The 23,877-nt window shown below is 69.2% G+C and carries 20 protein-coding genes; 4 read left to right on the top strand and 16 right to left on the bottom strand.

Annotation, left to right across the window (positions count from 1 at the left end):
• Nucleotides 1-91: 91 nt before the first annotated feature.
• The 5 genes from ACWEVO_RS05925 to ACWEVO_RS05905 form a co-directional block, all read right to left on the bottom strand.
• On the bottom strand, nucleotides 92-439 hold the full coding sequence (locus ACWEVO_RS05925) for a hypothetical protein (RefSeq protein ID WP_452306443.1): 348 nt from the start codon (nucleotides 437-439) through the stop codon (nucleotides 92-94).
• Between the two features lie 669 nt (nucleotides 440-1,108).
• Nucleotides 1,109-2,584, bottom strand: a complete 1,476-nt coding sequence (locus ACWEVO_RS05920; RefSeq protein ID WP_452306442.1) for a protein kinase domain-containing protein — start codon at nucleotides 2,582-2,584, stop codon at nucleotides 1,109-1,111.
• 352 nt (nucleotides 2,585-2,936) lie between these two features.
• Nucleotides 2,937-3,695: a hypothetical protein gene (locus ACWEVO_RS05915; protein ID WP_452306441.1), complete on the bottom strand. Its 759-nt coding sequence runs from the start codon at nucleotides 3,693-3,695 to the stop codon at nucleotides 2,937-2,939.
• A 350-nt stretch (nucleotides 3,696-4,045) separates the two neighbouring features.
• On the bottom strand, nucleotides 4,046-5,179 hold the full coding sequence (locus ACWEVO_RS05910; RefSeq protein ID WP_452306440.1) for a hypothetical protein: 1,134 nt from the start codon (nucleotides 5,177-5,179) through the stop codon (nucleotides 4,046-4,048).
• Complete coding sequence (locus tag ACWEVO_RS05905; protein ID WP_452306439.1) at nucleotides 5,176-5,676, bottom strand: SigE family RNA polymerase sigma factor; 501 nt, start codon at nucleotides 5,674-5,676, stop codon at nucleotides 5,176-5,178. The genes ACWEVO_RS05910 and ACWEVO_RS05905 overlap by 4 nt, the downstream gene beginning before the upstream one ends.
• A gap of 855 nt (nucleotides 5,677-6,531) precedes the next feature.
• Here ACWEVO_RS05905 and ACWEVO_RS05900 point away from each other — a divergent pair.
• Nucleotides 6,532-7,095 carry a hypothetical protein gene (locus ACWEVO_RS05900; protein ID WP_452306438.1) on the top strand — a complete coding sequence of 188 codons (564 nt, stop codon included), beginning with the start codon at nucleotides 6,532-6,534 and terminating at the stop codon, nucleotides 7,093-7,095.
• An 83-nt stretch (nucleotides 7,096-7,178) separates the two neighbouring features.
• On the opposite strand, the gene ACWEVO_RS05895 is transcribed toward ACWEVO_RS05900, so the two are convergent.
• The 7 genes from ACWEVO_RS05895 to ACWEVO_RS05865 all read right to left on the bottom strand — a co-directional run bounded on the left by ACWEVO_RS05895 (nucleotide 7,179) and on the right by ACWEVO_RS05865 (nucleotide 15,145).
• Nucleotides 7,179-8,141, bottom strand: coding sequence for a sigma-70 family RNA polymerase sigma factor (locus ACWEVO_RS05895; RefSeq protein ID WP_452306437.1), 963 nt, complete (start codon nucleotides 8,139-8,141; stop codon nucleotides 7,179-7,181).
• A gap of 10 nt (nucleotides 8,142-8,151) precedes the next feature.
• Nucleotides 8,152-9,360: an NAD(P)/FAD-dependent oxidoreductase gene (locus ACWEVO_RS05890; protein WP_452306436.1), complete on the bottom strand. Its 1,209-nt coding sequence runs from the start codon at nucleotides 9,358-9,360 to the stop codon at nucleotides 8,152-8,154.
• A gap of 182 nt (nucleotides 9,361-9,542) precedes the next feature.
• Nucleotides 9,543-11,006 carry a Re/Si-specific NAD(P)(+) transhydrogenase subunit beta gene (gene pntB, locus ACWEVO_RS05885; protein WP_452306435.1) on the bottom strand — a complete coding sequence of 488 codons (1,464 nt, stop codon included), beginning with the start codon at nucleotides 11,004-11,006 and terminating at the stop codon, nucleotides 9,543-9,545.
• Nucleotides 11,007-11,037: 31 nt separating this feature from the next.
• A complete protein-coding gene (locus tag ACWEVO_RS05880) occupies nucleotides 11,038-12,582 on the bottom strand; it encodes a Re/Si-specific NAD(P)(+) transhydrogenase subunit alpha (protein ID WP_452306434.1) in 1,545 nt (514 codons plus the stop codon).
• 337 nt (nucleotides 12,583-12,919) lie between these two features.
• Nucleotides 12,920-13,792: a class I SAM-dependent methyltransferase gene (locus ACWEVO_RS05875; RefSeq protein ID WP_452306433.1), complete on the bottom strand. Its 873-nt coding sequence runs from the start codon at nucleotides 13,790-13,792 to the stop codon at nucleotides 12,920-12,922.
• Between the two features lie 142 nt (nucleotides 13,793-13,934).
• Nucleotides 13,935-14,822 carry a hypothetical protein gene (locus tag ACWEVO_RS05870; protein WP_452306432.1) on the bottom strand — a complete coding sequence of 296 codons (888 nt, stop codon included), beginning with the start codon at nucleotides 14,820-14,822 and terminating at the stop codon, nucleotides 13,935-13,937.
• Complete coding sequence (locus ACWEVO_RS05865; RefSeq protein WP_452306431.1) at nucleotides 14,819-15,145, bottom strand: hypothetical protein; 327 nt, start codon at nucleotides 15,143-15,145, stop codon at nucleotides 14,819-14,821. Before ACWEVO_RS05865 ends, ACWEVO_RS05870 begins: the two co-directional genes overlap by 4 nt.
• A gap of 458 nt (nucleotides 15,146-15,603) precedes the next feature.
• On the opposite strand from ACWEVO_RS05865, the gene ACWEVO_RS05860 reads away from it, so the two are divergent.
• A complete protein-coding gene (locus ACWEVO_RS05860; RefSeq protein WP_452306430.1) occupies nucleotides 15,604-16,230 on the top strand; it encodes a low temperature requirement protein A in 627 nt (208 codons plus the stop codon).
• Between the two features lie 20 nt (nucleotides 16,231-16,250).
• Here ACWEVO_RS05860 and ACWEVO_RS05855 read toward each other — a convergent pair whose 3' ends face one another.
• Nucleotides 16,251-17,087, bottom strand: coding sequence for a phosphatase PAP2 family protein (locus ACWEVO_RS05855; protein ID WP_452306429.1), 837 nt, complete (start codon nucleotides 17,085-17,087; stop codon nucleotides 16,251-16,253).
• Between the two features lie 249 nt (nucleotides 17,088-17,336).
• On the bottom strand, nucleotides 17,337-18,629 hold the full coding sequence (locus tag ACWEVO_RS05850) for a peptidoglycan DD-metalloendopeptidase family protein (RefSeq protein WP_452306428.1): 1,293 nt from the start codon (nucleotides 18,627-18,629) through the stop codon (nucleotides 17,337-17,339).
• Nucleotides 18,630-19,164: 535 nt separating this feature from the next.
• Between ACWEVO_RS05850 and ACWEVO_RS05845 the strand changes: the two genes are divergently transcribed.
• The gene (locus ACWEVO_RS05845; RefSeq protein ID WP_452306427.1) at nucleotides 19,165-22,068 is read left to right on the top strand and encodes a BTAD domain-containing putative transcriptional regulator; all 2,904 of its coding nucleotides are present in this window, start codon (nucleotides 19,165-19,167) and stop codon (nucleotides 22,066-22,068) included.
• Between the two features lie 125 nt (nucleotides 22,069-22,193).
• Here the strand turns inward: ACWEVO_RS05845 and ACWEVO_RS05840 are convergent, their stop codons facing one another.
• Together ACWEVO_RS05840 and ACWEVO_RS05835 are read right to left on the bottom strand one after the other, a co-directional pair.
• Nucleotides 22,194-22,586 carry a hypothetical protein gene (locus ACWEVO_RS05840; protein ID WP_452306426.1) on the bottom strand — a complete coding sequence of 131 codons (393 nt, stop codon included), beginning with the start codon at nucleotides 22,584-22,586 and terminating at the stop codon, nucleotides 22,194-22,196.
• Between the two features lie 111 nt (nucleotides 22,587-22,697).
• Nucleotides 22,698-22,970 (bottom strand): helix-turn-helix domain-containing protein, encoded by a 273-nt coding sequence (locus ACWEVO_RS05835; RefSeq protein WP_452306425.1) that lies wholly within the window; start codon nucleotides 22,968-22,970, stop codon nucleotides 22,698-22,700.
• An 8-nt stretch (nucleotides 22,971-22,978) separates the two neighbouring features.
• On the opposite strand from ACWEVO_RS05835, the gene ACWEVO_RS05830 reads away from it, so the two are divergent.
• The coding region (locus ACWEVO_RS05830; RefSeq protein WP_452306424.1) for an ArgE/DapE family deacylase at nucleotides 22,979-23,877 on the top strand (899 nt) is incomplete at its 3' end.

Here is a 23,877-nt window from a genome sequence, read left to right as displayed (position 1 = left end):
CCACCACCATGCCCCGGACCCGGTCGCATCGACAATGAACGATCGCAGACGCGGGGCCGGAACGCCCGACATCAGCCGTGAACGATCGAGGCTAGGACCAGATGTATTCCTCGGCGATCGCGCCATCGACCCACTTGGCCACCGTGACCATGCGGCCTCCGCCTTCGAACTCCCCGACGACGCAGGTCCAGTCCCCCGATCCGAACTTGATCGGGTGAGAGGTGATCCGCGGCGGTGTGCCTCCTGCTGATTCGACGTAGGCCTTCATGGCGTCGATGTGCTCGCTGATCCCACGTGTGGGCGGCTGCCCCTTCCAGTCCACAAACACGTCGTCGGTGTGGTGGTGGGCGAACACGCCGTTCCAGTCGGCGTTGTTCCAGCCGGTGAAGTCGAGATCGTCCATGCCCTTGAGGTTGGCTGCAACCTGATCTTGTGCCATGATTCTCTTCTTCCTGAACTGGGGTCTGAGTTGAATCTTTTCCCGGCCGGGCCGGGCTCAGAATTGTCGAATGCTCCCGCGTCGGCGTCGACGGCGGCGTTCCTGCCACGAGAATTCCGCCGGCATCTTTGAGTGATTCGCAGGTGAGTCAAATCGCGGCGCATGATGGAGATTTCGGTGTGGAATGCGAGGCGAACATCGCCGAACGCGTCTCCACCGGACGCGTTGCAGCATCAGGTGTCCGGCTACCAGACACGCGCCTGCGGGCAGCTCGCCGCCGGCACTGCGATAGGTCATCTCGGGCAATGTTCAATGTCAAAAGGCTACTTTGGGACTAGCGCAAGATTGACCGGTCGGCCGCACTTTCCCTGAGGACGCTTGTTCCATGGGCCTCCCTCAAAAGTGTTTGTCCCGTATGTGCCGGGTCCTTAAGTTGATCTCCGATTCGGATGCTACCACCGCAGGGACTTTACGTATTCACTTTGAGGCGATCGCCGAGGCACGAGGGCGTCGAGGCCTTACTTGGCGGCGTTGGACGGTAAGAGCGCAGGGTGGCGGATTCGGCGTATCCGCCTGGTGTCAGGCGGCCAGCACTGGGGAGTCTGTGCCCGCCTCGGTGGTGACGGAGGGCAAAATTGTTGTACGACTTCCCAAACTAGGCATCCGTCTCTACCGCAGGTCGGCGGCGATCCGGTCGGCGTCGGCGGTCAGGGCGTCGTAGCCGTCGGTGGTGAGCTTGCCGTCGCGCCGTAGCTCGCCGAGCTTGTCGCGCAACTTCTTGAGCTGGTCCTCGGCCTGGTCCGGATCGTTCTCGGCGATCGCCTTCGCGATCGCGTCCACCTTGGTGTGCAGGTCCCTCGCAGCATCCGGGTTCAACCGGCCGGCATCCACCTGCCTCCGGATCGACTGACGCATGCCAGCGATCGGGTCAGCGGTCGGAGTGGGGCTCGGTTTACGGGAGGTGGCCCGAGGGCTCGGTGTCGGGCTGACCGGGTCGCGGCTGGCGGACGAGACGGCCCGCAGGGTCGGCGTGGCGGGGCCGACGGTGAGCGGCACGGCCGGCACGCGGGGCGCCATGGTGGTGGTGGCCGATGCCGACGGCGTGGTCGGTCCCGCGATCGAGGTGTGGTCGTCGCGGCCGCGCACCGCGACGCCGGTCAGGGCGAGCAGCGCGACGCCCAGCAGGGCCGCTGCCAGCAGCCCCTCGCGCCGACGCCGTGCCAGGCGCTGGCCCGGCCTGGGCGGAAAAGCGTTCACCGGGGCAGCCCCTGCCGGCCGACCCGGGTCCGCCGGCGTGACCGACACGAGGGGAACCGGCGTGCCGGCCCGGGGCAGCAGGGCTGCGAGGCGGTCGCGCACGTCGGCCGCGTCGGGCGGCCGGTCGGCGGGATCCTTGGCCAGCAGTTCGGCGGCCAGGGCGTCCAGCTCGGTGGGTACGTCGGGCCGACGCTCGCGCAGCGGCTGGGGTCGCTCGTTGACGTGCTGATGCAGCACGCTGAGCGGCTCGCCGACGAACGGCGGACGGCCGGCGAGCATGGCGTAGAGGGTGCAGCCCAGCCCGTACAGGTCGCTGCGGTGGTCCACCGGCCGGCCGAGGGCCTGCTCGGGAGACATGTACGAGCTGGTGCCAAGCTTGGTCGCCGGTTCGGTGAGGGTCTTCTCCCCCGCTGCCCACGGAAGGCGGGCGATGCCGAAGTCGCAGATCTTGACTGTGCCGGCGGCGGTGACGATCAGGTTGCCCGGCTTCACGTCACGGTGCACCACCCCAGCCGCGTGCGCGGCGGCGATCCCGTCGCAGGCCTGAGCGGCGATCGACAACGCCTGCAGGACGGTGAGCGGGCCGTCGGCGATCAGTGCCGACACGGTCCGCCCCTCCACCAATTCCATGATCAGGTAGGAGTCGTTCTCCTCGGTGCCGAAGTCATGGACCGCGACGATGTGCGGATGGGTCAGGCCGGCCGCCGCGCGGGCCTCCCGGTCGAAGCGTTCCGCGGCCATCGGCTCCTTCAGGCCGGCCGCAGCGAGCACCTTGATCGCCACCGGGCGGGCCAGGCGCAGGTCGCGCCCACGCCACACCTCACCCATCCCGCCGCTGCCCAGTAGCTCCTCGGCCTGGTAGCGACCATCCAGCAGGCGTCTCAGCACGCGGCCTCACTGCTCCAACCCTGGGCGCCGCGACATCCGAGGGTGATGAACGGCGGCCGGCATCGGGGTCAACGAACTTGCCCTCAGGAGTTCCTCATCGTGGACAATTCCCAAGCTGACCAACGCGCCAGCGGCACCCGAGGAAACGAGACAACAATCCGCTGCGGCAAGATCCGCTGGCGCGAGCTGCAGCGACTCCTCGCTAGCCTGGACCGGCGCCTACATCACCTGCCACCAACCTGTGGAACGGGCACACCTGCAGCAAACGCCACCGAACCTAACAAAGCACTACTGGTGCGCTACCGCATGGCACTGACCGGCGAGCCCGAGCCCGGGAAGGCTGCTCGCCCGGTCAGCGACCGCCTGTTCGTCGGCCTCGTCCAGGCAGGTCGCGGCTCAGGTCTACCCTCTCGTGCTCGGCTTCCGACTGACCTGTTCGACCAGCGGCCCGCCACAGGAACAGCGCCAGCAGCATCATCCACCCGATGAATAGGCCGACACCGAAGAGGGACGAGTTGCCTTCAACGGTCCGGCCGAGGACGCTGAAGATCGAGCCCAGGGCGAACACGCCGGCCGCGACGAGCCCGCCGACGCCGAGCCACTTCGGCAGCAGCCCGGTGCGAAGTGCGCTGAGGGCGACTGCGGCGGTGAGTGCGGTGATGCTCCAGACGATTGGCGTGCGCCCTTGTAGGTGGTTGAGTGCCAGCACTGCTGACAGGTCGCCCGCGTCGGCCGCGCCGACGAGGGCGGTCTCGGCCGCCTGGGACACGAACCCGAGGGCGACGAAAACGGTGCCGCTGATCGCGATGGCGGTGGCAAGCGTGTCCTGACCAGCCCTCCGGATGACCGGTGCCAAGGCCGAGACGAACACAATCGCCGCCAGTAACGCAGCGCCGACAGCGATCTCGCTGGTCAACAGTGCCGACCGGTGCGCCACGTTGAAAGCGGCGACGGCGGCGGGCGTGCCTCCGTCCGGGCCGAGCCCTTGCAGCAGCAGATGGGCCACGTAGAGCAGGTCGAAGCCGAGCGCTGCGAAGGCTGCCGTACGTAGCGGGCGAGTGCCGGTGGCACCGATGGTCATGCCGGACGAGGATGTGGATGCGATGTTCATGCCTGTGATGCTTCCGAAATCGGGTGGCCCTGTCGTCCGTCGGCTGGAGACAGTCGCTCGCGGCGCTGCTGCGGCGACGTACTCTGCTCGGAGTATCCGTCCGCAGGGAATCCCCGCCGGCGCAGAGACTGGCCGCACTGCCGTAGGCGAACCTCGCCGGAGCGGTGGCGCTCATGGTGCTGCTCGTAGTCGGTCTCGGTGTGGCCAATCGCTGAATCGGGGCTGGTCGACGTGGCGGCTCGCGGCGAGCAGCCGTCTCGTCCGAGCTGAGTCCCCGGCTGGTAGCGGTCATGCGGCGGTGGACGCAAGAGATGTCCACCGCCGCAGACGCGCCGAGTTGTCGGCTGGGGTCACCGATCGCTGATCGGATCGGTGGGCCACGTCCCTGGGTCCTGGCCGCCCGTCCAGTCACAGTTGGCGACGATCCGGCGGACCACCGTTGGGTCGTAGCGGCCGGAGGCGGTCAGCGACAGCATGGTGTCGCCCTGGTTGACTGCCACCTCCATGATCTGGGCGCCGCCGTCTCCGCGGTGCTCCAGGACCCGGGCCGGTCGGCCGCCGATTCTTTCGTTGGCGTCTGTGACCTGGCCGGGGTCCGTGGCGAACAAGATATGGAAGGTTCCGTTACTCACGCTCAGCATGCTGCTGGCCGTGGTGCCGCGGAACACCATCGAACAGCTCTCCACCTTCATCGTGGCAGGCAGGGAACGCAACCGGTACGGCGCGACACACCGGTAGGTGCGATCCAGCCGGACGTTGGCCGCGACCGTCAACGCATCGGCCTCATCCCGCGCTCCCGCAACCTGTAGCCAGAGGCCGTTGGCGGCCTGCCAGCGCAGGACCGTGTACCGGCGGTTGTCGACCTTGTCTACGGCGAACGTGCCGGGTCGCCCGGCGACGCGGACGGCCTTGCGCTCACCGGCCAGCGGTTCGAAGTCCTTCGTGTTGGCACCGACCCGCACTATGAGCTGTCGTTGCTCACCGTTGTTGTCGACACCGTCGATTCCGAGGAGTTCCTGACGCTCGTCGATCAACTGCTGGTATTGGACGCCGATGATCGGGAATGACGACCGGGCCAGGCTGAGGTGCAGCAGCAGCGGCCGGCCGACTTCGTCCGCCGAGTCGATCGCCGTGGCGGCACCGACAGCGACCGGCGGTGTCGGCAAGATCGTCGATGGAGTTTCTGTGGGGGGCGTGGACGGCGAGGGCAGCGGTGTTGCCGAGCGTGGTTCCGGACCCGACCCCGACGCGGGCCCCAGCCCGGTCCCCGGCGTGGCGCTCGGGCTCAGCGCCGCCGTCACCGACAGCACCACCGCCACCGCCACCGCTGACAGACCCGCCGCGCCCGCGGCGATGCCGAAGCGCCGGCGGCGGCGGTAGCGGGTGCCCGAGGTGCGGGCCCCGGCGAGGAGCCGTTCGACGTGCACGTCCTCATCGGCAACCCGGGTCAACGTCTCATGTAGCGCTCGATCCAGGTCAGTCATCGCGTCCCCCCGTTGGTGTGTACCGCCAAATCAGCACCGACCTTGCCGCGCAACGTGGCAAGCGCCCGTTTCACCTGCGTACGCACGGTCACCGTCGAACAGTCCAGCAACTCTGCTATCGACACATCGTCAAGATCCTCGTAGTAGCGCAGCACTACCGCCGCCCGTTGCTTGGCGGGCAATTGCCGGACGTGACGCCACAGGACGTCACGCTCCACAACTTCCGATTCGAGATTCACCCGGCTGGCGGAATCGCCGGTGTCACCCACGACGATTTCCCGGCTCGACAGCCGCCGCCAACGCGTGATCGAAGCGTTGACCAGCATGCGGCGCAGGTACGCCTCCGGATTTCCGGCCGAGATGCGGTTCCAGCGCGCGAACGCGCGCGCCAGCACCTCCTGCGCCAGATCCTCACCGCGATGCCGGTCGCCGGTCAGCAGTCGCCCTAGCCGGACCAGCGCTGCGCCTCGTGTCCGTACGTAGTCGTCGAACTCCAAAACCTGTGCCACCCTCCCCGCCGAGCTGTGTACTCACACCCGGATATACGCGCCTGGTACCAGCCGCTGTTGCACGGCGCAGCCGCCCAATCTGAGCATTGGATCGGTTGGCGCGGGTGGCCGACGACGGAAGTGGACGCCTGGCCGGGACGGCCATTGGCACTGCGGAGGCGGCGGGTCCGGCCCGTGGCCGGTGAGCGGCGGCGCCCGTGCCAGGAAGCCCGCAGGTGTGAGCCGGCGGTGCACCATCCGCTCAGCCGCGATCCGTGCGTAGACCGCCACCGAGCCGGCGCCCACGCCGAAGGAGTGGACGGGGTGGCCGCCGCGGCGGCGGCCGGCATGGACCGCGCAGGCGCCGGCCCCCAGGGTCAGCAGGCGGTTCAACGGCATGACTGCTCCTCACAGGACCGTGAGGGCGGGCCGAGGCAGGGCGTACGACACTGCTGCGGTGGCGACAAGATGCCGAGAGAGCGCCATGGCCCGCTGCGTGTCGCTGCCCCGAGCGATCGCGGTGACCGACGTCCTGGCCGGCCGACTCGGCGCCGTCCCGCACGGGCCCCGGCCGCCGCGACAACGTCGACCCGGTGGGCCCGCGTCCGCCAGCCGGCGTTTCGGCCGTTGACGCCTCGGCGCGCGCGGTCCGCCGCGCAGGCCGCCGTGTGGACGGCGCGGATAGCAGGCCGCGCTCTCGGAAGGCCCCTCCTGCGCCTCGTACGGGAGGCTGTCGACCACCGGTGACGACGTTGGCTACAGGCGGGCGGAGGGTGCCGAGGTGTGTGGGTGGCTCCGCCCGTACGGGCGGTCCCACGACCGACCGAGGCACGAGTACGGTGAGGCGGCCTGGAGGAGGCTGAGATGGTCATCGGGGAACCGTCCCGGCGGCGCGGCGGAAAGCTGCGACCCATCGTCGGACTGGTCGGCGTGGTCGCCATCGGGTTCGGCCTCATCTACGGATCGCACTGGCTGCTCAATCCCTGGGTGTCGCTGCCGGGGCGGCCCGGGCTGACCGGTTACTGGCAGGGCGACGTGGCGGTGGCGCCCGGCGACAAGCGGCACCTCGTGCTTCATCTCAAGGGCGATCCCCCGAGTCGCTGCAGCAACTGCCCGGACATCGACGGCACCGCCGAGGTCTGCGGTGCCGGCCAGCGCACGGAGTACGACGTGTGGGGGGACCCACTGGACTTCCGGGGCACCCGCTTCGCTCTGAAGATCCGTCCGGTGCGGGACGGGCCGGGCCGATACCTGAACCGGCTCGATGGGGAACGAGACGGCGACCTGCTCAGAATCGAGGCCGGGATCACGGTCGTCGATGCTGATGGTGTGGCGCGGTCGACCACCAGCAGTGACCGGCCACCGGAGTCGCCGTTGCAGTTGGAGCTGCGGCGGGCCACCTCGGCGGACTACCGCGCCGGGTGCTGACCGCAGACTCGTGGTGATCTACATCCGGGTGCGCAAGTCAATCGGACTGGTGGTCTCGCACGTATGGAAGGTCCTCGCCGGGGTCACCACTGGCTGATCAGCGGCGTGTCCGGTTCGTGCTGCCGCCAGGATTCGGTGAGGCGGTTGAGGCGGTCGGGGACGGCGATGCCGAGCAAGGTTGCGATCTTGCCGTCGGTGATGTCGAACGCCGCGGCGCCGACGACCTGGTCGCCGAGCACGAAGAGGATCGCGGGGGCCGCGTTGACGAGCGCGTAGTGAATGGCGAGCACGCCGCCGGCGAGTCGCCGTTTCGCGGGTGTGGGTTTGAGACCGGCGCGTACGACGGCAGCGATGCGCTGCGGGGTGTCGTACCGCAACAGCTTCTCGAACCGGCCGGCGGCGGCGCCCTCGGAGATCGCGATGGCGTCGTCGGTGAGTAGCGCCACCAGCCGTTCGGTACGCCCTGAGGAGGCTGCGGCGAGGAACTCCTCGACGATCCTGCGGGCGGATGCCGGATCCACCTCGCCGCCGCGACGGCGGCGAGCGGCGGTGATGCGACCCCGCGCCCGGTGCAGGTGCTGCTGGCTTGCGGACTCGGTGATGTCGAGGATCTCGGCGATCTCGGCGTGGCTGTAGGAGAACGCTTCGCGCAGGACGTAGACGGCTCGCTCGATGGGTGACAGGCGCTCCATGAGGGCCAGCACGGCTAGGGAGACCGACTCGCGCTGCTCGACGGTGTCGGCCGGGCCGAGCATCGGGTCGCCGTCGAGAAGGGGTTCGGGCAGCCAGGCGCCGGCGGTGCGTTCGCGGCGGGCCTGCGCCGAGCGGAGCCGGTCGAGGCACAGGTTGGTGACGACCTTGGTCAGCCAGGCCTCCGGCACGTTGATCCGCTGCCGGTCGACGGCCTGCCAGTGCAGGAACGCATCCTGCACGGCGTCCTCGGCGTCGGCGGCGGAGCCCAGCAGCCGGTACGCCAGCGAGGCCAGCCGGTTCCGGCTGGCCTCGAACCGATCGGTGTCGAAGCGATCAGTGGCGGTGCTGTCCACGCGGATCACCCTAAGCGGTTACGCCGATCGTCTTCTTCGCCGATGCATCCGGCGCGGCGGCCAGGCGGTACTTGCGCCTGGGCAGGCCGAAGGTCGGGTGCGAGGTGGTCCACAGCGACATCTTGAGGATGCCCGACTTGATCCGCGCGGCCTTGCGGCCGCCCAGGTACTTCGGCTTTGCCTGTGCTTCGTCGTCGACCAGTTGGAGGATCCCGTCGCGCCGGCCGAGGCTGATGTGGTTGCCGATGTAAGGCAGCTTGGTGGTCGCGATCCTGCGGCCGGTCAGGCGTCCCACGATCGCCTCGATGGCCTGCTGGACGGTGAAGCCGGCCGAAGCGCAGGACATCGGCAGCGGCCGGCAGTTGTCGCCGATGGCGTAGGCGCTGTCGCCGGCGGCGTAGACGTTCGGGTGCGAGACCGACCCCATGGTGCGGTCGACGAGGATCCGACCCTGCTCGGTGACCGCGAGCCCGCTGGCGGCGGCGATGGGGTTGACCGCGAACCCGGCCGTCCACACGGTTGCGTCTGACGTCAGGGTGGCGCCGTCGGCGCACCGCACGCGCGTCGCTTCGACGGCTTCGACCGTGCTGTGTTCCAGGACGGTGATGCCCAGCCGGGCGCAGGCCTGGCGTAGGTGGCTGCGGGCTCCGGCGGAGAGCGGGGCGCCCAGCTCACCGCGGGCGATCAGCGTCACCGACAGGCCGGGCCGGCCTTCGGCGATCTCGGTGGCCGTCTCGATTCCGGTCAACCCGTCGCCGACGACCAGCACACGCCCGCCTTCACCCCGCCCGACCAGGCTGTCCAGGCGCTCGCGCAGGCGCAGCGCGGACGGCCGGGCGGCGATGTCGAAGGCATGCTCGACCGCGCCGGGTACGCCGCGGTCATCGCCGTGGCTGCCGAGCGCGTAGAGCAGCGTGTCGTAGCCGAGCTCACCGCGGCCGTCGGCGTCGGCCACGGCGACGACCTGGCGCTCGGGGTCGACGGCGGTGACGCGGGCCAGGCGCAGCCGGATGCCCGTGCCCGCGAAGACGTCGGCCAGTTTCGGAGCTTCGATCTCGCGGCCGGCCGCGAGTTCGTGCAGCCGCAGCCGCTGGACGAAGTCCGGTTCGGCGTTGACGACGGTGATCTGGGTGTCGGCCGGAGACAGCCGGCGGGCCAGGTTCCCGGCCGCGTAGGCCCCGGCGTAGCCGGCGCCGAGGACGACGATGCGGTGCTTCATGTGTTGCTCCTGTCTGTTCGCTCTGCGGGTTGAGCGGAACGGCGCCCCGATTGCTGACAGGAACTAGTTGTGGCGTGGGTCACAGGAGGCGCGAGCGTCGCCCGTCGGTGTCACAGCGCGTCGGCTCCTCCCCCTCCCCCGCTCCCGAGTGCCACTGCACCGCCTGGGCTTCGGCACCACCTCTAGTCGGCGGCGGCGGTCAGAGCCGGGCTGCTCGTGCTGCGCGTCGTGAGCGCCGCGAGGATGTCTTCGACGCGCTGCTTGGCATCCCCGAACAGCATCGAGGTGTTGTCCCGGTAGAAGAGCGGGTTCGGGACGCCGGCGTAGCCGGTGGCCATCGAGCGCTTGAACACCACGACCTGGCCTGCCTTCCACACACTCAGCACGGGCATTCCGGCGATGGGGCTGTCGGGATCCTCTGCGGCGGCGGGGTTGACGGTGTCGTTGGCGCCGATGACCAGGACGACCGAGGTGTGCGCGAAGTCGTCGTTGATCTCGTCCATCTCTAGGACGATGTCGTACGGGACCTTCGCTTCGGCCAGCAGGACGTTCATGTGGCCAGGCAGCCGTCCCGCTACCGGGTGGATGCCGAAGCGGACCTGGGTGCCCCGCTCGCGGAGTTTGCGGGTGAGCTCGGCGACGCCGTGCTGTGCCTGGGCGACCGCCATGCCGTAGCCGGGGGTGATGATGACCGAGTCCGCCTCCGCGAGGATCTCCGCGACCTGCTCGGCGGTCACCTCGCGGTGCTCGCCCTGGGGCGCCTCCCCCGGGGCGGTGCTCTCGATACCGAATCCGCCGGCGATGACGGACAGGAACGATCGGTTCATCGCCCGGCACATGATGTAGGAGAGGTAGGCGCCGGAGGAGCCGACCAGCGCGCCGGTGATGATGAGCAGGTTGTTCTCCAGCAGGAATCCGGAGGCGGCGGCAGCCCAGCCGGAGTAGCTGTTCAGCATGGACACCACGACCGGCATGTCACCCCCGCCGATGGAGGCGACCAGGTGCCAGCCCAGTGCGAGCGCGATCGCGGTGCACACGACGAGCAGCCAGAGCTGCGGGTCGAGGACGAACCAGACGGTGAGCACCGCGAACGCGGCCAGGGCGCCGAGGTTGAGCGCGTTCTTGCCGGGCAGCATGAGCGGGGCGGAGTTGATCCGTCCCGACAGCTTCCCGAATGCGACAACGGATCCGGTGAAGGTGACCGCACCGATGAAGACGCCGATGAAGACTTCGGCGTGGTGGATTCCCAGCATCTCCTGCGTCTGAAGCGCGCGAGCTTCGGCGCCGCCGAGGTCGCCCTCGACCTGGAGGTAGCCGTTCCAACCGACGAGCACGGCGGCGAGGCCGACGAAGGAATGCAGCAACGCGATCAGCTCAGGCATTCCGGTCATCTCCACCCGCCTGGCCCGATGTAGGCCGATGAGGGCACCGACCAGGGTGGCACCGACGAGCAGGCTGGCGCCGGTGCCACCGATGCCGTGGTCCACGGCCAGCGCGATGGTGGCGACCAGGGCCAGCGTCATGCCCGCCATGCCCAGGGCGTTGCCTGCCTTGGCGGTCTCGTGCTTGGACAGGCCGGCCAGTGCCAGGATGAACAACAGCGCGGCCACGATGTACGCGGACTGCGCCGCGGTCTCGATCGTCATGTCGTGGAAGCTCCAGGAATCGGTGCGGGCGTCAGCTGCGGGAGAACATCGTGAGCATGCGGCGGGTCACCGCGAAACCGCCGAAGATGTTGATGCTGGCCAGCAGGATCGCGGCGGTGGACAGCCCGGTGATCAGGGCGCGGTTCGACGTTTCGCCATGACCGATCTGCAGCAACGCGCCGACCACGATGATCCCGGAGATCGCGTTGGTCACCGACATCAACGGCGTGTGCAGCGCGTGATGCACGTGCCCGATCACGTAGTAGCCGATCACGATCGCCAACGCGAACACCGTCAGATGCCCCAGCAGTGCCGGTGGGGCGAGCGCAGCCGCCAGGAACAGGGCTGCCCCGACGGCCGTTGCCACCGCGAGGCGGCGCGACGAGCGTACGGGCTGCTTGGCCTGCGGCGCCGTGGACTGCTGTGCCGCGGCCGCTGCGGCCGGTGCCGCCGAGACCTGCACGGGCGGTGGCGGCCAGGTGAGTTCGCCGTCTCGCACCACGGTCATCGACCGTTGCACCACGTCGTCGAAGTCGAGCAGGAGCTGGCCGTCCTTGCCGGGCGTGAGCAGCTTCATCAGGTTGACGAGGTTGGTGCCGTACAGCTGCGACGCCTGGGTGGGCAGGCGAGCGGCGAGGTCGGTGTAGCCCAGGATGGTCACGCCGTTGTCGGTGACGACCGCCTCACCGGGGGTGGTGCCCTCCACGTTCCCGCCGTTCGACGCCGCCATGTCGACGATGACGCTTCCCGGCTTCATGCTCGCCACCATCTCCTTGGTGAGCAGCAGGGGCGCCGGCTTCCCTGGAATCAAGGCGGTGGTGATGACGATGTCCACGTCCTTGCACTGCTGTGCGTACAGGGCGGCGGCCCGGGCGTTGTAGTTCTGCGACATCTCCTTGGCGTACCCGGTGGCCGAAACCTCCACGTCGGGCGCCTCCACCGCGAGGTACTCCCCGCCCAGTGAACGCACCTGGTCGGCCACCTCCGGTCGGGGGTCGGTGGCGCGGACGACCGCGCCCAGGCTGCCGGCGGCGCCGATCGCCGCAAGCCCGGCGACACCCGCACCCGCCACCAGCACCTTCGCCGGTGGCACCTTGCCGGCAGCGGTGACCTGACCGGTGAAGAACCGACCGAAGGCGTGCGCGGCCTCCACCACCGCCCGGTACCCCGCGATGTTCGCCATCGAGGACAGCACGTCCAGCGACTGCGCCCGGGAGATACGCGGTACCGCGTCCATCGCGAGCGCGGTGATCGGACGACGCGCCAGCTCCGCTACGAGTTCGGGGTTCGCCGCCGGAGCGAGCAGGCTGACCCACGTCGCCCCCGGGCGCAGCCCGTCGAGCTGCTCCAGTGATGGCGCGTTCACGCCGAGCACGATGTCCGCGGTGAGGGGGTTCCCCAGTGACGCGCCGGCGGAGACGTAGGCCTCGTCCGGGAAGCTCGACGGCTCCCCGGCGGCAGGTTCCACCACCACCTGGTAGCCGAGCTTCAGCAGCTGGGCCACGGTCGTGGGGGTTGCGGCCACCCGGGTCTCCCCGCGCGTCGACTCGTTGACAACGCCGATCAGCACACGCATCTCCTTGGTCGCCGGGACGCCGCCAGGCGTCGGCCCCCTCCGTCGTGGCGGTCAGGCGTGTGCCGATGCTCCGGCGCCCGCGCGGGATGACCGCGACTCCCATGATCTCGATCAACGCTCCGCTTCGCCAGAGGACAATGTCACCGATCGAAGCCATCTTCGGCCAGCTCGAGTCACACTTCTGCCGGTTCCGCGTCCGCCGCACGGGCTTGGCACTGACCTCATGGTGGCGCAGCCACCGGGGTCGCGGCGGTGGTTCGCTGTCGACAGCGGGCAGCTCGCCGCCCGATGGATCCACCTCGTGCGCGTTGGGAATGTCGTGGTGACGTGTCGGGCGTCAGGCCCGGTCAGCGACCAGCACCCGGCCGTGGCGTAGGGACCTGGGGTGGCGGATCGGTACGGCCAGGGCCCGCGCTGCGTCGAGAAGGTTTGCGTCCCGGGTGACGGTGTAGCCGTGCCTGGTGAGCAGGGCGGCCATGGCAGGCGGTGTCCAGGTGGAGCGCCACGGCTCGTTCGCCCAGACGCTCGACCTGCCGGTGGAGGCCGTCAACAGCCGTGCCACCACGCGGCCCAGTTTCGTGGATGTTGCGGGCGTCTGGAAGTTGACGATGAGACGGCTGCCCGGCGCTGAGCAGGCGGCGATCGCCGCGACGGTGGTGGCCACCTCCGCCCGGGACAGGTATGGCACCACCCCCTCCCAGAGCCAGGTGGTGGCGAGGTCGGCGCGGTGCCCATGGGCCGCCAACAGGTCCGTCAGCCGGTCACGGCCGAAGTCGACCGGGACGAACCGCGGCGGGGTCCCGGGCAGGCCCGCGGTGCGGTCACGCTTGTCCTGCTGGGTGGCCGGCTGGTCGACCTCGAAGACCGTCGCACCGGCGAGTTCCGGCATCCGCCAGGCCCGGCCGTCGAGGCCGGCACCGAGAATCACCAGCTGCGGGCCGGGGTGGGCGCGCACGGCGTCGTCGATGACGACGGTACGCGGGACGATCACCTCGGCGTTGGCCCGTACCGTCTCGTAGTCGATCCGTTGTCGCCACGGTTTGGGGGCGACGCCGTCGCGTACCCACCGGACGGCTTCACGCTCGTCCGGCCGCAGCAGGGCCAGGGCGGTCGGATCCGCGAACCGGCCGGGAGCGATCAGCCCGTCCGCGGCGGCGCGACCCTGGCACACCATTACCGCGGTGCGGCTCGGCTCCAATCTCTTCGGCATCGCTTCCCTCCCCCACCGGGGACGTCAAGCCTGCGGTCAACGTTAGGGGCCTGTGTCGAGGGCGGCACTGTGGACATGGCGTTCGCTCGCCAACAAGCCGCTGCCCAAGCTGCTCAGGCGTCTCTGATCGCGGTGAAAATGACTAGTCCTCTTCGACCACCCGAGCGCTGCAGGACTGGCAAAACCAGGTCCGCTTCCATTGTTGGTACAGCCGCCCGCTGCGGGCGACCTCGGCCTCGTACCGGCGCATCTCTTCCGCGTACTTCAGCTCGTACGCTTTCAGCTTCCGCTCATACTTCTGCAACTCGTCGTTCCGGCGTGCTTCCGCACGCCGCCGTTCATCCTCCTTCCTTCTCTCTTCCAACTCGCGCTCGTAGCGCAACCTGCCCTCTTCCTTGATCTCCTGCGCGCGCTGTCGGCGTTTCCCCACTCTGATCAGTGCGTACACCGCAGCCGCCGACACGGCCGCCAGTAGCAGGACACCGAGGCCGGCGATCACCGAGATGAGTACGACCCTGTCCCAGATGGTCGGCCCCTCCCCGGGGCGGCGATCTGGAAAGAAGGATCCACAACAGACGAGCAGGAAGACCCAGAAGACGGCCACTCCGCCGACCATCGGCAGTACTTTGGTCGACCGCTCTGTCAGGGCGGACGCGAGCCGGAGCGGTTCGAGGGGGGACGACTGGCGGGGCGCGGCGGGAGCTGTTCGAAGAAGCGACCCGGTAGGAACCTCACGATGAGGCGGCCTGGGAGGTGGTTTCCGGACCGGTCGAGATCCGGGACGTTTGGGCGGTGCCACCCGGACGGCCAGGTTGGCGAGGATCATCATCCCGTCGCGGTGCCGACGTGTGTTTTCCTCCCACAGAAGCTGTGCGCGCTTCATCGGCGACGCGTTGCAGACGGGGCACCGCTTCCCGTTGGAGCCCTGACCTATGTGGCTGACAAAATGAATCGTCTCGGCGTTGTACTGGACGTCCACAGTCTGGCCGTCCTGGTTGTAGAAGACAGCCGGGAGGTCGGGATCCGTCATTGCGCGCCGGCGACGAGGCTGGCGACCGAGGCGACACTGGCAGCCAGGGTGGCTACCGGTGCTGCCACCTCCGCCGCCTTCGACAGCATGGCGCGCACGCCCTTGACGTCCCCCCGTGAGGTAGCGTCCCGCGCGGCCTCCAGGTAGGAGATCGTTGGCTGGATGACCTCCGGGTGGGCCGACGTGGCCCGGGCTGTCTGCAGCAGGTCACCGATCAGCCGATCCAACTCCAACTCCCCGGACAACGGGCCGCCTCGCACGAAAACGTATTCCCCGTTGACCTGATGCCGAACGCTCTGGTTTTCCTGATGGAACGTTGCCATGGCCCGCCTCCAGCAAGGTCTCTCGAACTCTGGTCAATTATCCCATCGCACGTGCGGTTGATATGCCCCCCAGGCTCAGCAGGGTGGGCAGGCAGGTGAACTATGCAGCTTCTCCACTGTGGTTTGACATGTCCGGTTGCTGAGGTGAGCTGGCGATCATCGGCTGAAGGTCACGCTGTGCACGTCGGCGGCCGTGCCGTAGCCGGCGCCTATCGTGTCGGCCATGACGTGATGTCGGAACCAGTCCAGCCCTGCCTGGGTGGTGTGGCTGGCCGCAGAAACATCTATCGACATGCCGCCAACTGTCCGGCTAGCCAAGTCGCACGTCGGGAACCGCCAGCGGGCGTAAGATTTGCCCTGGACACCGGCCCGGATTGTCACCCTGGCATCCGTTGTTGGCGATCATAAGAAGCAGCCGTCTGTCGGTCCTCGGACTCGCTCGCGGGTCCTGGCCGCGCATGAACGCGGGGGCGCTCATGGAGCGGCTACGCCGGTACCTGCCCAACACACCGGGCCTGCTCATCGCCTCGGCGTTCGCGGTGCTCGTCGCCGGCGCATTGGAGTGGATCTACTTCGACCTCTCCGCGCTGACCGGGGAACACGCGTTACGCGTGGCCCAGCCGGACCGCCGGGTGGCCCTCGCCCGGGACGGCTACACCTATCTGCATCTGCCGATGGTGGCCGGCGTCATGCTGCTCTCCGTCGGGCTCAAGCACACGCCGTCCTTGGTCGGAAACGTAGACGCGTATCGCCGCGGTGACCCGCTCGACGATCTCGGCCGGTACACCCTCTACGGCGGGGTCGTGCTGTTTCTGGCGGCCCACGCGGCATTCCAGTGGCGGATGAGTCGGCGAGCCCGGGCCCTGGTCTGGCCTCGGCTCGCCGCAGCGGTCGCACTGCTCGCGCTGCTGCCGGTCACCGCACGACTCTCCGCCGTACAGGCGTTGGGGTGGCTGGCCGTGACGTGCGTGGTCACCGCCGTGGTGGAGTTCGTGGTCAGCCGACCGCTACGGCGCGAACTGCGAGAGGCACTCTCCGCAGAGGCGGAGGGCGGCCCGCCGGAAAGCCGACCAGCACGTCGGTGAGCCAGTGGTGGCCCGCTTGTTCACGATGGTTCACCGCGCGGCCGCAGGTGCCGCACGCTCAGGTACAACCGGTGCACGGTGATGACGACGGCCAGCCACGCCAACCCGAGGGTCCACGCCACCAGCACGTCGGTGAGCCAGTGGTGGCCCAGGAACACTCGGCTCAGGCCCATGGCGACGGCGAAGACCATCGCCGCCGTGATGGTGGTTGTCCGGGTACGCCACCGCCGCTGCCGCAGTACGAGCAGGTAGGCCACGACGCCGGCGATGACCACGGCGTTGAGGGCGTGCCCGCTGGGAAATGACGGGGAGGTCTCGTACGGCGGTACAGCGTCGGCCAGCGGCGGGCGGATCCGCCCGACGAGAGCCTTGCCGACGATGGTCATCAGCAGCGATCCACCGGCGGCCGCCGCCATGAGCAGCACGGGGCTCAGCTGCCGACGCCGGACAGCCACAGCGATGGTGGCGACGGCGGCGAGGATCGGCATGACAACCGGGCCGCCGAGGTTGGTGAACGCGGTGACCGCCGCGTCGAGCGATGGCGTACGCATGGCGATGGCTGTCTGAAGGACCGGCTGGTCGAGGCCGGCGACGCCGTCGGTCTCGGCGACGGCCTCGTAGATTTCCACCGACGCGGCGGTGAGCGCGACGACGAGCACGACGCCGATCAGCAGGGTCACCGCCAGCACCGGGTACGGGCCGATCCACCTGGCGGCTCGGTGCGCCATGGCCACCATGGTCCGGCCGAGGCGGCTTCGCCAGACCGTCAGGTCACGCCAGCCGAGGTAGCGGTCGTCCTCGGCGCGGGCGATATCCGGTTCTGGTTGCCCGTTGCGGCGATTTTGGGGGGTGCTCACTTCGGGATCATGTCACCGGCATCATCGACGTGCTCGACTCGTGGCGCCGGCGCGGCGGGCAGCCGACGACCCGGAGCGAGGCGTTCGGCCGGTCGAAGCCGGGCCCGGCCGGCGAGGGCGGAGGCGACAGGTGGATACGCCCGGCCGAGCCCGCGCCGGTTCCGTACGGTCGAGGAGTGGACGTGCTGCTGCGCAAGCGGAAGGGGTGTGGCGGCTCGTCAGGTTTCTGGGAGCCGCCACACCGGGCTGTCACATGACGAACGGGAATGTGCCCCAGCCGTAGCCGAGCTGCACCCGGGATGGGATGGCGAGGCCGTTGTTCGGGTAGTACCAGAGGTAACCCGAAGCGTCGACGCCGAGTACGTCAGCGTGTTCGTCGCCGGAGAAGTCCGATGCGAAGACGTGTTTGAAGGTGCCCCAGCCGTAGCCGAGCTGCACCCGGGACGGGATGGCGAGGCCGTTGTTCGGGTAGTACCAGAGGTAACCCGAAGCGTCGACGCCCAACACGTCCGCATGTCCGTCGCCGGAGAAGTCGGCCGCCATGACCTGCTTGAACGTGCCCCAGCCGTAGCCGAGCTGCACCCGAGTCGAGAGGGCGAGGCCGTTGTTCGGGTAGTACCAGAGTTTGCCGTCGGCGTCGACGCCGAGTACGTCCGCATGCCCGTCGCCGGAGAAGTCGGCCGCCATGACCTGCTTGAAGGTGCCCCAGCCGTAGCCGAGCTGCGTCCGCGACGGGATGGCGAGGCCATTGTTCGGGTAGTACCAGAGGTAACCCGAAGCGTCGACGCCGAGCACATCCGCGTACCCGTCGCCGGAGAAGTCAGCCGCCATGACCTGCTTGAACGTACCCCAGCCGTAGCCGAGCTGCGTCCGCGACGGGATGGCGAGGCCATTGTTCGGGTAGTACCAGAGGTAACCCGAAGCGTCAACGCCGAGCACATCCGAATTCCCGTCACCGCTGAAGTCAGAAACCGTCCCCGTTTGACGCGAGGCACCGCAGTTCTGGCTGACATACGTCTCGACGCCGCTGGCGTAGTCGAACGGGTCACCGTGGAACGAGGCCGGCCGGATGTAGTCCGGGTAGCTCTGCCCGCTGCCGCGGTTGCGGTACTCGAAGTGCAGGTGCGGACTGATACCGGAGCTGTTCCCGTCGGTATTGCCGACTGTACCGATCATCTCGCCCCGGGCGACCGCATCGCCGTTGTGTGCGAGTTTGGTGTCGAGGTGGGCGTACAGCGTGGAGTAGCCGTTACCGTGGTCGATCTCCAGGTAGTTGCCGTACGCCGAATTCGCGTCCCCCTCCCACCTGATCGTGCCCGCCGCCGCAGCCAGGACCGGCTTCCCCCGGTCCTCAGCACCGGACGACAGGTTCCAGTCGATCTCGTAGTTCTGGTGGACGCTGCTACCGCCGGAGTTACCTGTCCACGAGGTACCGCACGTGAATGGAAGCTCGAGATAGGGGCCCGCAGCACTCGCCGGCGGCACGACCATCATCATCGACGCGACCAGCGCCAGACCCACCGCCGGGGCGAGCAGGCTCAATCTTGAACGAAGACGCATTTGACTCCTTTTTCGAAGTTGGCAAAATGCCGGGCTGTGGCAGTGAACTGATCTCAACAAGGCCCGGGTAGATATCGGTATTCGAAGTGTGTGAGGTGCCGTGCGGCGCGGACGAGGTTGCGGACGGCTCGGGCCCTGGGGGTGGTATGGCGCGGTGTGTGGCCGCGGCCGGCGAGGATCGCGAAGCCCCATCCTCCACCACAGCGCAGGGATCGAAGAACGGTGTTGTAAGTGCGACTGTCGGCGGCGAGGCGGCGCCCGTGGCGGGTTGCTTGTACGCCGCCCAGTACAGGACGCCGGTGAAACCGTCATTGCCATGGCATCCAGCTAACTGGGCGATGCAATGAGGACTCGCTTGAGCACCGTCGGTCTCCATCCTGGATCAGCGCGCGGTAGTCGAGGCAGGGACTTCCAAAGGGTCGCTGCGCATGGTGGGGTAGATGCTTAATGGATTGTTGTAGCCCCGGCGAGGGTGGCTCACGGGCGTCGACCGGCGGCGCCGTCTCGAGGGGGTGCCGTGCAGATTCGGTTGCTAGGGCCGGTGCAGGTGTGCGCCAACGGTCGGGACCTTGATGTCGGGCCCCGCCAGCAGCGGCACGTCTTGGCCGTCCTCGCCGCCGACGCCGGCCGCGCGGTCACCCCAGAAACGTTGATGGACCGTGTCTGGGAGCAGGTGCCACCCGGCGCGCGGCGGGCCTTGCATGTGCACATCACCCGAATCCGGCGGCTACTGGAGCGCGCCGAGGCGGCCGCTACGCCGCCGGCGTCGCTGTTGCGCAGCTCTGGCGGCTACCTGCTCGACATCGATCCCGACCGCGTTGACGTCCACCGGCTGCGCCGTCTGGTCGAACGGGCCCGCACCACGTACCGCGCCGATGAGCGGGCGGGGTTACTGCGCGAGGCCGTCGGCCTGTGGCACGGTGACCCCCTGGACGGGTTGGCCGGACCCTGGTCGGCGCGGACCCGCGAACGGTGGCGCCGGGAGTACTTCGACACGGTCGTTGCCTGGACCCACGCCGAACTGCACATCGGTAACCCGGGCATGGTGATCGCAACGCTCAGAGACCTGACCGGCGAATACCCCCTCGTGGAATCCCTGGCCGTGGCGTTGATGCGGGCCCTGCACGCCGCCGGGGATGCCGCCGAGGCCCTGAAGCACCACGCCAAGGTCCGCCAGCACCTCGCCGACGAACTCGGCGCGGACCCGAGCGCCGAACTGCAGGCGGTGTACCAGGCAATCCTGCGTGGTGAGCTGGACTCGCCCCACTCCCCTGCCACCGCGCGACCTATGGCCGCCGAGCCAGTGGTGCCGATGCAGCTACCGGCCGACGTCTCCGGGTTCACTGGCCGCGCCGAACACCTCGCGGACCTTGACGCCCTGCTGGCCAGCCGGTCCGAGCGGGTGTCGACGGCGGTGGTGATCTCCGCGGTGTCCGGCACCGCAGGGGTGGGCAAGACCGCCCTGGCGGTGCACTGGGCCCACACCGTCGCCGAGAAGTTCCCCGACGGCCAGCTGTACGTCAACCTGCGCGGGTTCGACCCCACCGGGCGGGTGATGGCCTCGACCGAAGCCGTGCGGGGATTTCTCGACGCACTCGGCGTGCCACCCGAACGCGTCCCACCCGACCTAGACGCCCAGACCGCCCTCTACCGCAGCTTGCTTGCCGGCAAGCGGATCCTTGTCGTGCTCGACAACGCCCGCGACGCCGAGCAGGCCCGCCCCCTGTTGCCCGGCGCCCCGACCGTCATGGTGGTGGTGACGAGCCGCAGCCAACTCACCGGTCTGCTCGCCGCTGACGGCGCCCGCCCTCTGACCCTGAACCTGATGTCCACAATGGAAGCTCGCGACCTGCTCACCCACCGGCTCGGTGGCCGGGTCGCCGCCGAGCCCAGCGCGGTACAACAGATCATCACTGCCTGCGCCAGGCTGCCACTCGCGCTGAGCATCGCCGCCGCCCGCGCCCAACAAAGGAACTTTCCCCTGGCCACGCTCGCCGCCGAACTCAACCAAGCCGACCAGCAGCTCGACGCGCTGGACGCGGGCGACCCAACCAGTCAGTTGCGCGCCGTGTTCTCCTGGTCGTACACGGCTCTGACCGCACCCTCGGCCCGACTGTTCCGGCTGCTGGGTCTTCACCCCGGCCCGGACATTGCCACACCGGCGGCGGCCAGCCTCGCCGGCCACCCCGTGTCGCAGACCCGCCGGCTACTGAACGAACTGACCCGCGCCAACCTTCTAGTCGAACACGTCCCCGGCCGGTATACCTTCCACGACCTGCTACGCGCCTACGCCACCGAGCTCACCCACACCACCGACACCGACCACACCCGCCAAGCCGCCCTCACCCGCCTGCTCGACCACTACACCCACACCGCCCACACCGCCGACCGGCTTCTCTACCCGACCCGCGACCCGATCCCCGTGCCCCTCGCCCCAGCCGCCGCCGACGTCAGCCCCGAGCCCCTCGCCGACCACCAGCAGGCCATGGCCTGGCTGGCCGCCGAGCACCCCACCCTTCTTGCCACCATCAGACACGCCGGCGACACCGGGTTCGACACCCACACCTGGCAGCTCGCCTGGGCCCTCAACATGGTCCTCTACCAGCAGGGACACTGGGAGGATCAAGCCGCCGCCTGGCAGGCCGCCGTGCACGCCGCCCGCCGCCTGCACGACCCGGCCGCACAGGCGGCCGCCCATCGCGGCGTGGCCCGCGGCGCCACTCAGCTCGGCCGCCACGCCGACGCTCACACCCATCTCCAGCACGCCCTCGACCTGTACATCCGGATCGGCGACCGAGTCGGGCAGGGTTACACCCACTACAACCTCGGCTACCTGCGGCAGCGAGAGGGCCGCTTCGACCTGGCCCTTGGGCACGGCCAGCAGGCCCTCACCGTGCATCGGGCTGCCGGCCACCTCCCAGGTCAAGCCCACGCCCTCAACTCCGTCGGCTGGTGCCACGCCCAGCTCGGCGACTACACCCAGGCCCTCACCGCATGTCAGCAGGCCCTCACCCTGTTTCAGCAGGTCGGGGACCGCAGCGGACAGGCCAGCACATGGGACAGTATCGGCTACGCCCACCACCAGCTCGGCCACTACAGCCAGGCCATCGACTGTTACCAGCACGCCCTCGACCTGCTCCGCAACCTCGGCGAGCACTACCACGAGGCAAATGTCCTGACCCACCTAGGCGACACTCACCACACCTCCGGCAATCCCAACGCCGCTGGCACGGCCTGGACCAAGGCCCTGGCCATCCTGACCGACCTTGGCGACCCCGGCGCGCCAAGGCTCCGCGCGAAATTGCACGCCCTAGACCGACACTCGGCTCCGCCCACCCGAGTCCGGCTGACCACGACGGCGCGTCGAGCCACGGCTCGGCCGTTGTTGCGGCTCTGTCATGGTTGGGTGGCTGCCTTTTGACCAGCTAGAGGTTCACCTTCTCGCAAGACATGGACAACTCCCTCGCGAAGCGACCGTAGACCAGGCCGAAGCCGACGAGGCCCGGTGACTTTCGAAGATGTGTGCCCCGAGACCAGGCGTTGACCTCAGTCCCCGTACCAGTGGAGCGCCACGCCAGGCGTGTCACGCCACCGCCCCAGCAATGCCCGTAGCGCCGCCACCAGCCCACCTTCCACGTCGTTACCCGCCGCCGCCTCCAGACGGTCGACTTCGGCATTGAGCTGCGGCAGATCCTCACGGCTGAGTACGCCATCTGACCATGGGTCGAGCTGCCCCAAGATCGGAAGCCGGTTCCCGCCGGCCGCGTTCATCAACGGCAGCAACTCCTCGACCGGCAGGTCGAGCAGCAGACCGCGCTCTTCCGCCGCGGCCCACTCTTCGGCGTCAGTGCGGTGGCGCTCACGCCGCTGGGCTCGGGTAGCACGGCGCAGGCTCTTCTGACGCGGCGCCGGAGGGCGCAGCACCAACAGAAGACCCACGCCGGTGACGGTACGGCATCAGTCTCATTGAGCCGCCATCAGATCCAGAGACATAGGGCGATCGACTGGGCCGAGGCGACCGGGGTGGCCCAGTGGCGTACCCGGTGGCGGTCATACGTCGCCCAGCAGCGTCTCGCCCATGGCGGTGGGCCGGTGCAGCACGAGGTTCCCGTGTCGCTGGCTGGTGATGAGCCCGGCCTCGCGCAGGATCGTGGTGTGGTGGCTGGTAATGGCCGGCGAGATGCCGGCGCGTCGGGCGACAGCCTCCGTACGGGGCGCGCCCCGGGACAGGGGTCTTCGATCAGGCTCGAACGAGCGGTCCCCTGGACGCCGGGCGGCTGTCGCCGGACGGACGAATCCGTCCATCCGCTCGATCTGGAACACTCGCCGTCGTGAACGAGCTGACCGAACTGCTGTCCGAGCTGGTCCGGGTACCGAGCGTGGGTGGAACCCCGCAGGAGGCGGGCATCCAGACGATGCTTGCCGACTGGATGCGCGGCGAGGGCCTCGAGGTCGACCTCTGGCAGCTGCCGCTGGCGCAGCTGACCGCCCTGCCCGCGTTCCCCGGCATGGAGGTGCCGCGTGACCGGGCGTACGGGCTGGTTGGGCGGCTGCCCGGGACCGGCGGCGGCCGGTCGCTGATGTTCAACGGGCACGTCGACGTGGTGCCGCCGGGTGACCTGTCGGCCTGGACCGACGACCCGTTCTCCGGCCGCGTCGAGGGCGACCGCGTCTACGGCCGGGGCGCCTGCGACATGAAGGGCGGCCTGGTCGCCGCGCTGCACGCGGTCCGTGAGCTGAAGCGGGCCAGGCCACGCGGTGACGTGCTGGTCGCCTGCGTGGTCGGCGAGGAGGACGGCGGTGTCGGCACGTACGGGCTGCTGGAGCGTGGCTGGCGGGCCGACGCCTGTGTCATCCCCGAGCCGACGGGCCTCGCGGTGGTGCCCGCCAACGCCGGGGCGTTGACGTTCCGGCTACGGGTCACCGGCTCGTCGACGCACGCGGCCCGCCGCACCCGCGGCGTCAGCGCGGTCGAGAAGTTCCTGCCCGTCTTCGCCGCGCTGCGCGCGCTGGAGGCCGATCGCAACCGCGCCGTCGACCCGCTGATGCGCGGTTGGGACATGCCGTACGCCCTGGAGATCGGCACTGTGCACGCGGGCGACTGGTCGTCGTCGGTGCCGGGCGAACTGGTCGCCGAAGGCCGCTACGGCGTCGCGCTCGACGAAACCCCGCAGCAGGCGAAGGCGGCGTTGGCGGCCGCCGTCGCCGCAGCCTGCGCCGACGACCCGTG

It is taken from the genome of Micromonospora sp. NPDC003776, from assembly GCF_053605645.1.
Note: the sequence above shows the minus strand (reverse complement) of the source record. Positions and strands in the feature narration are given on the sequence as shown.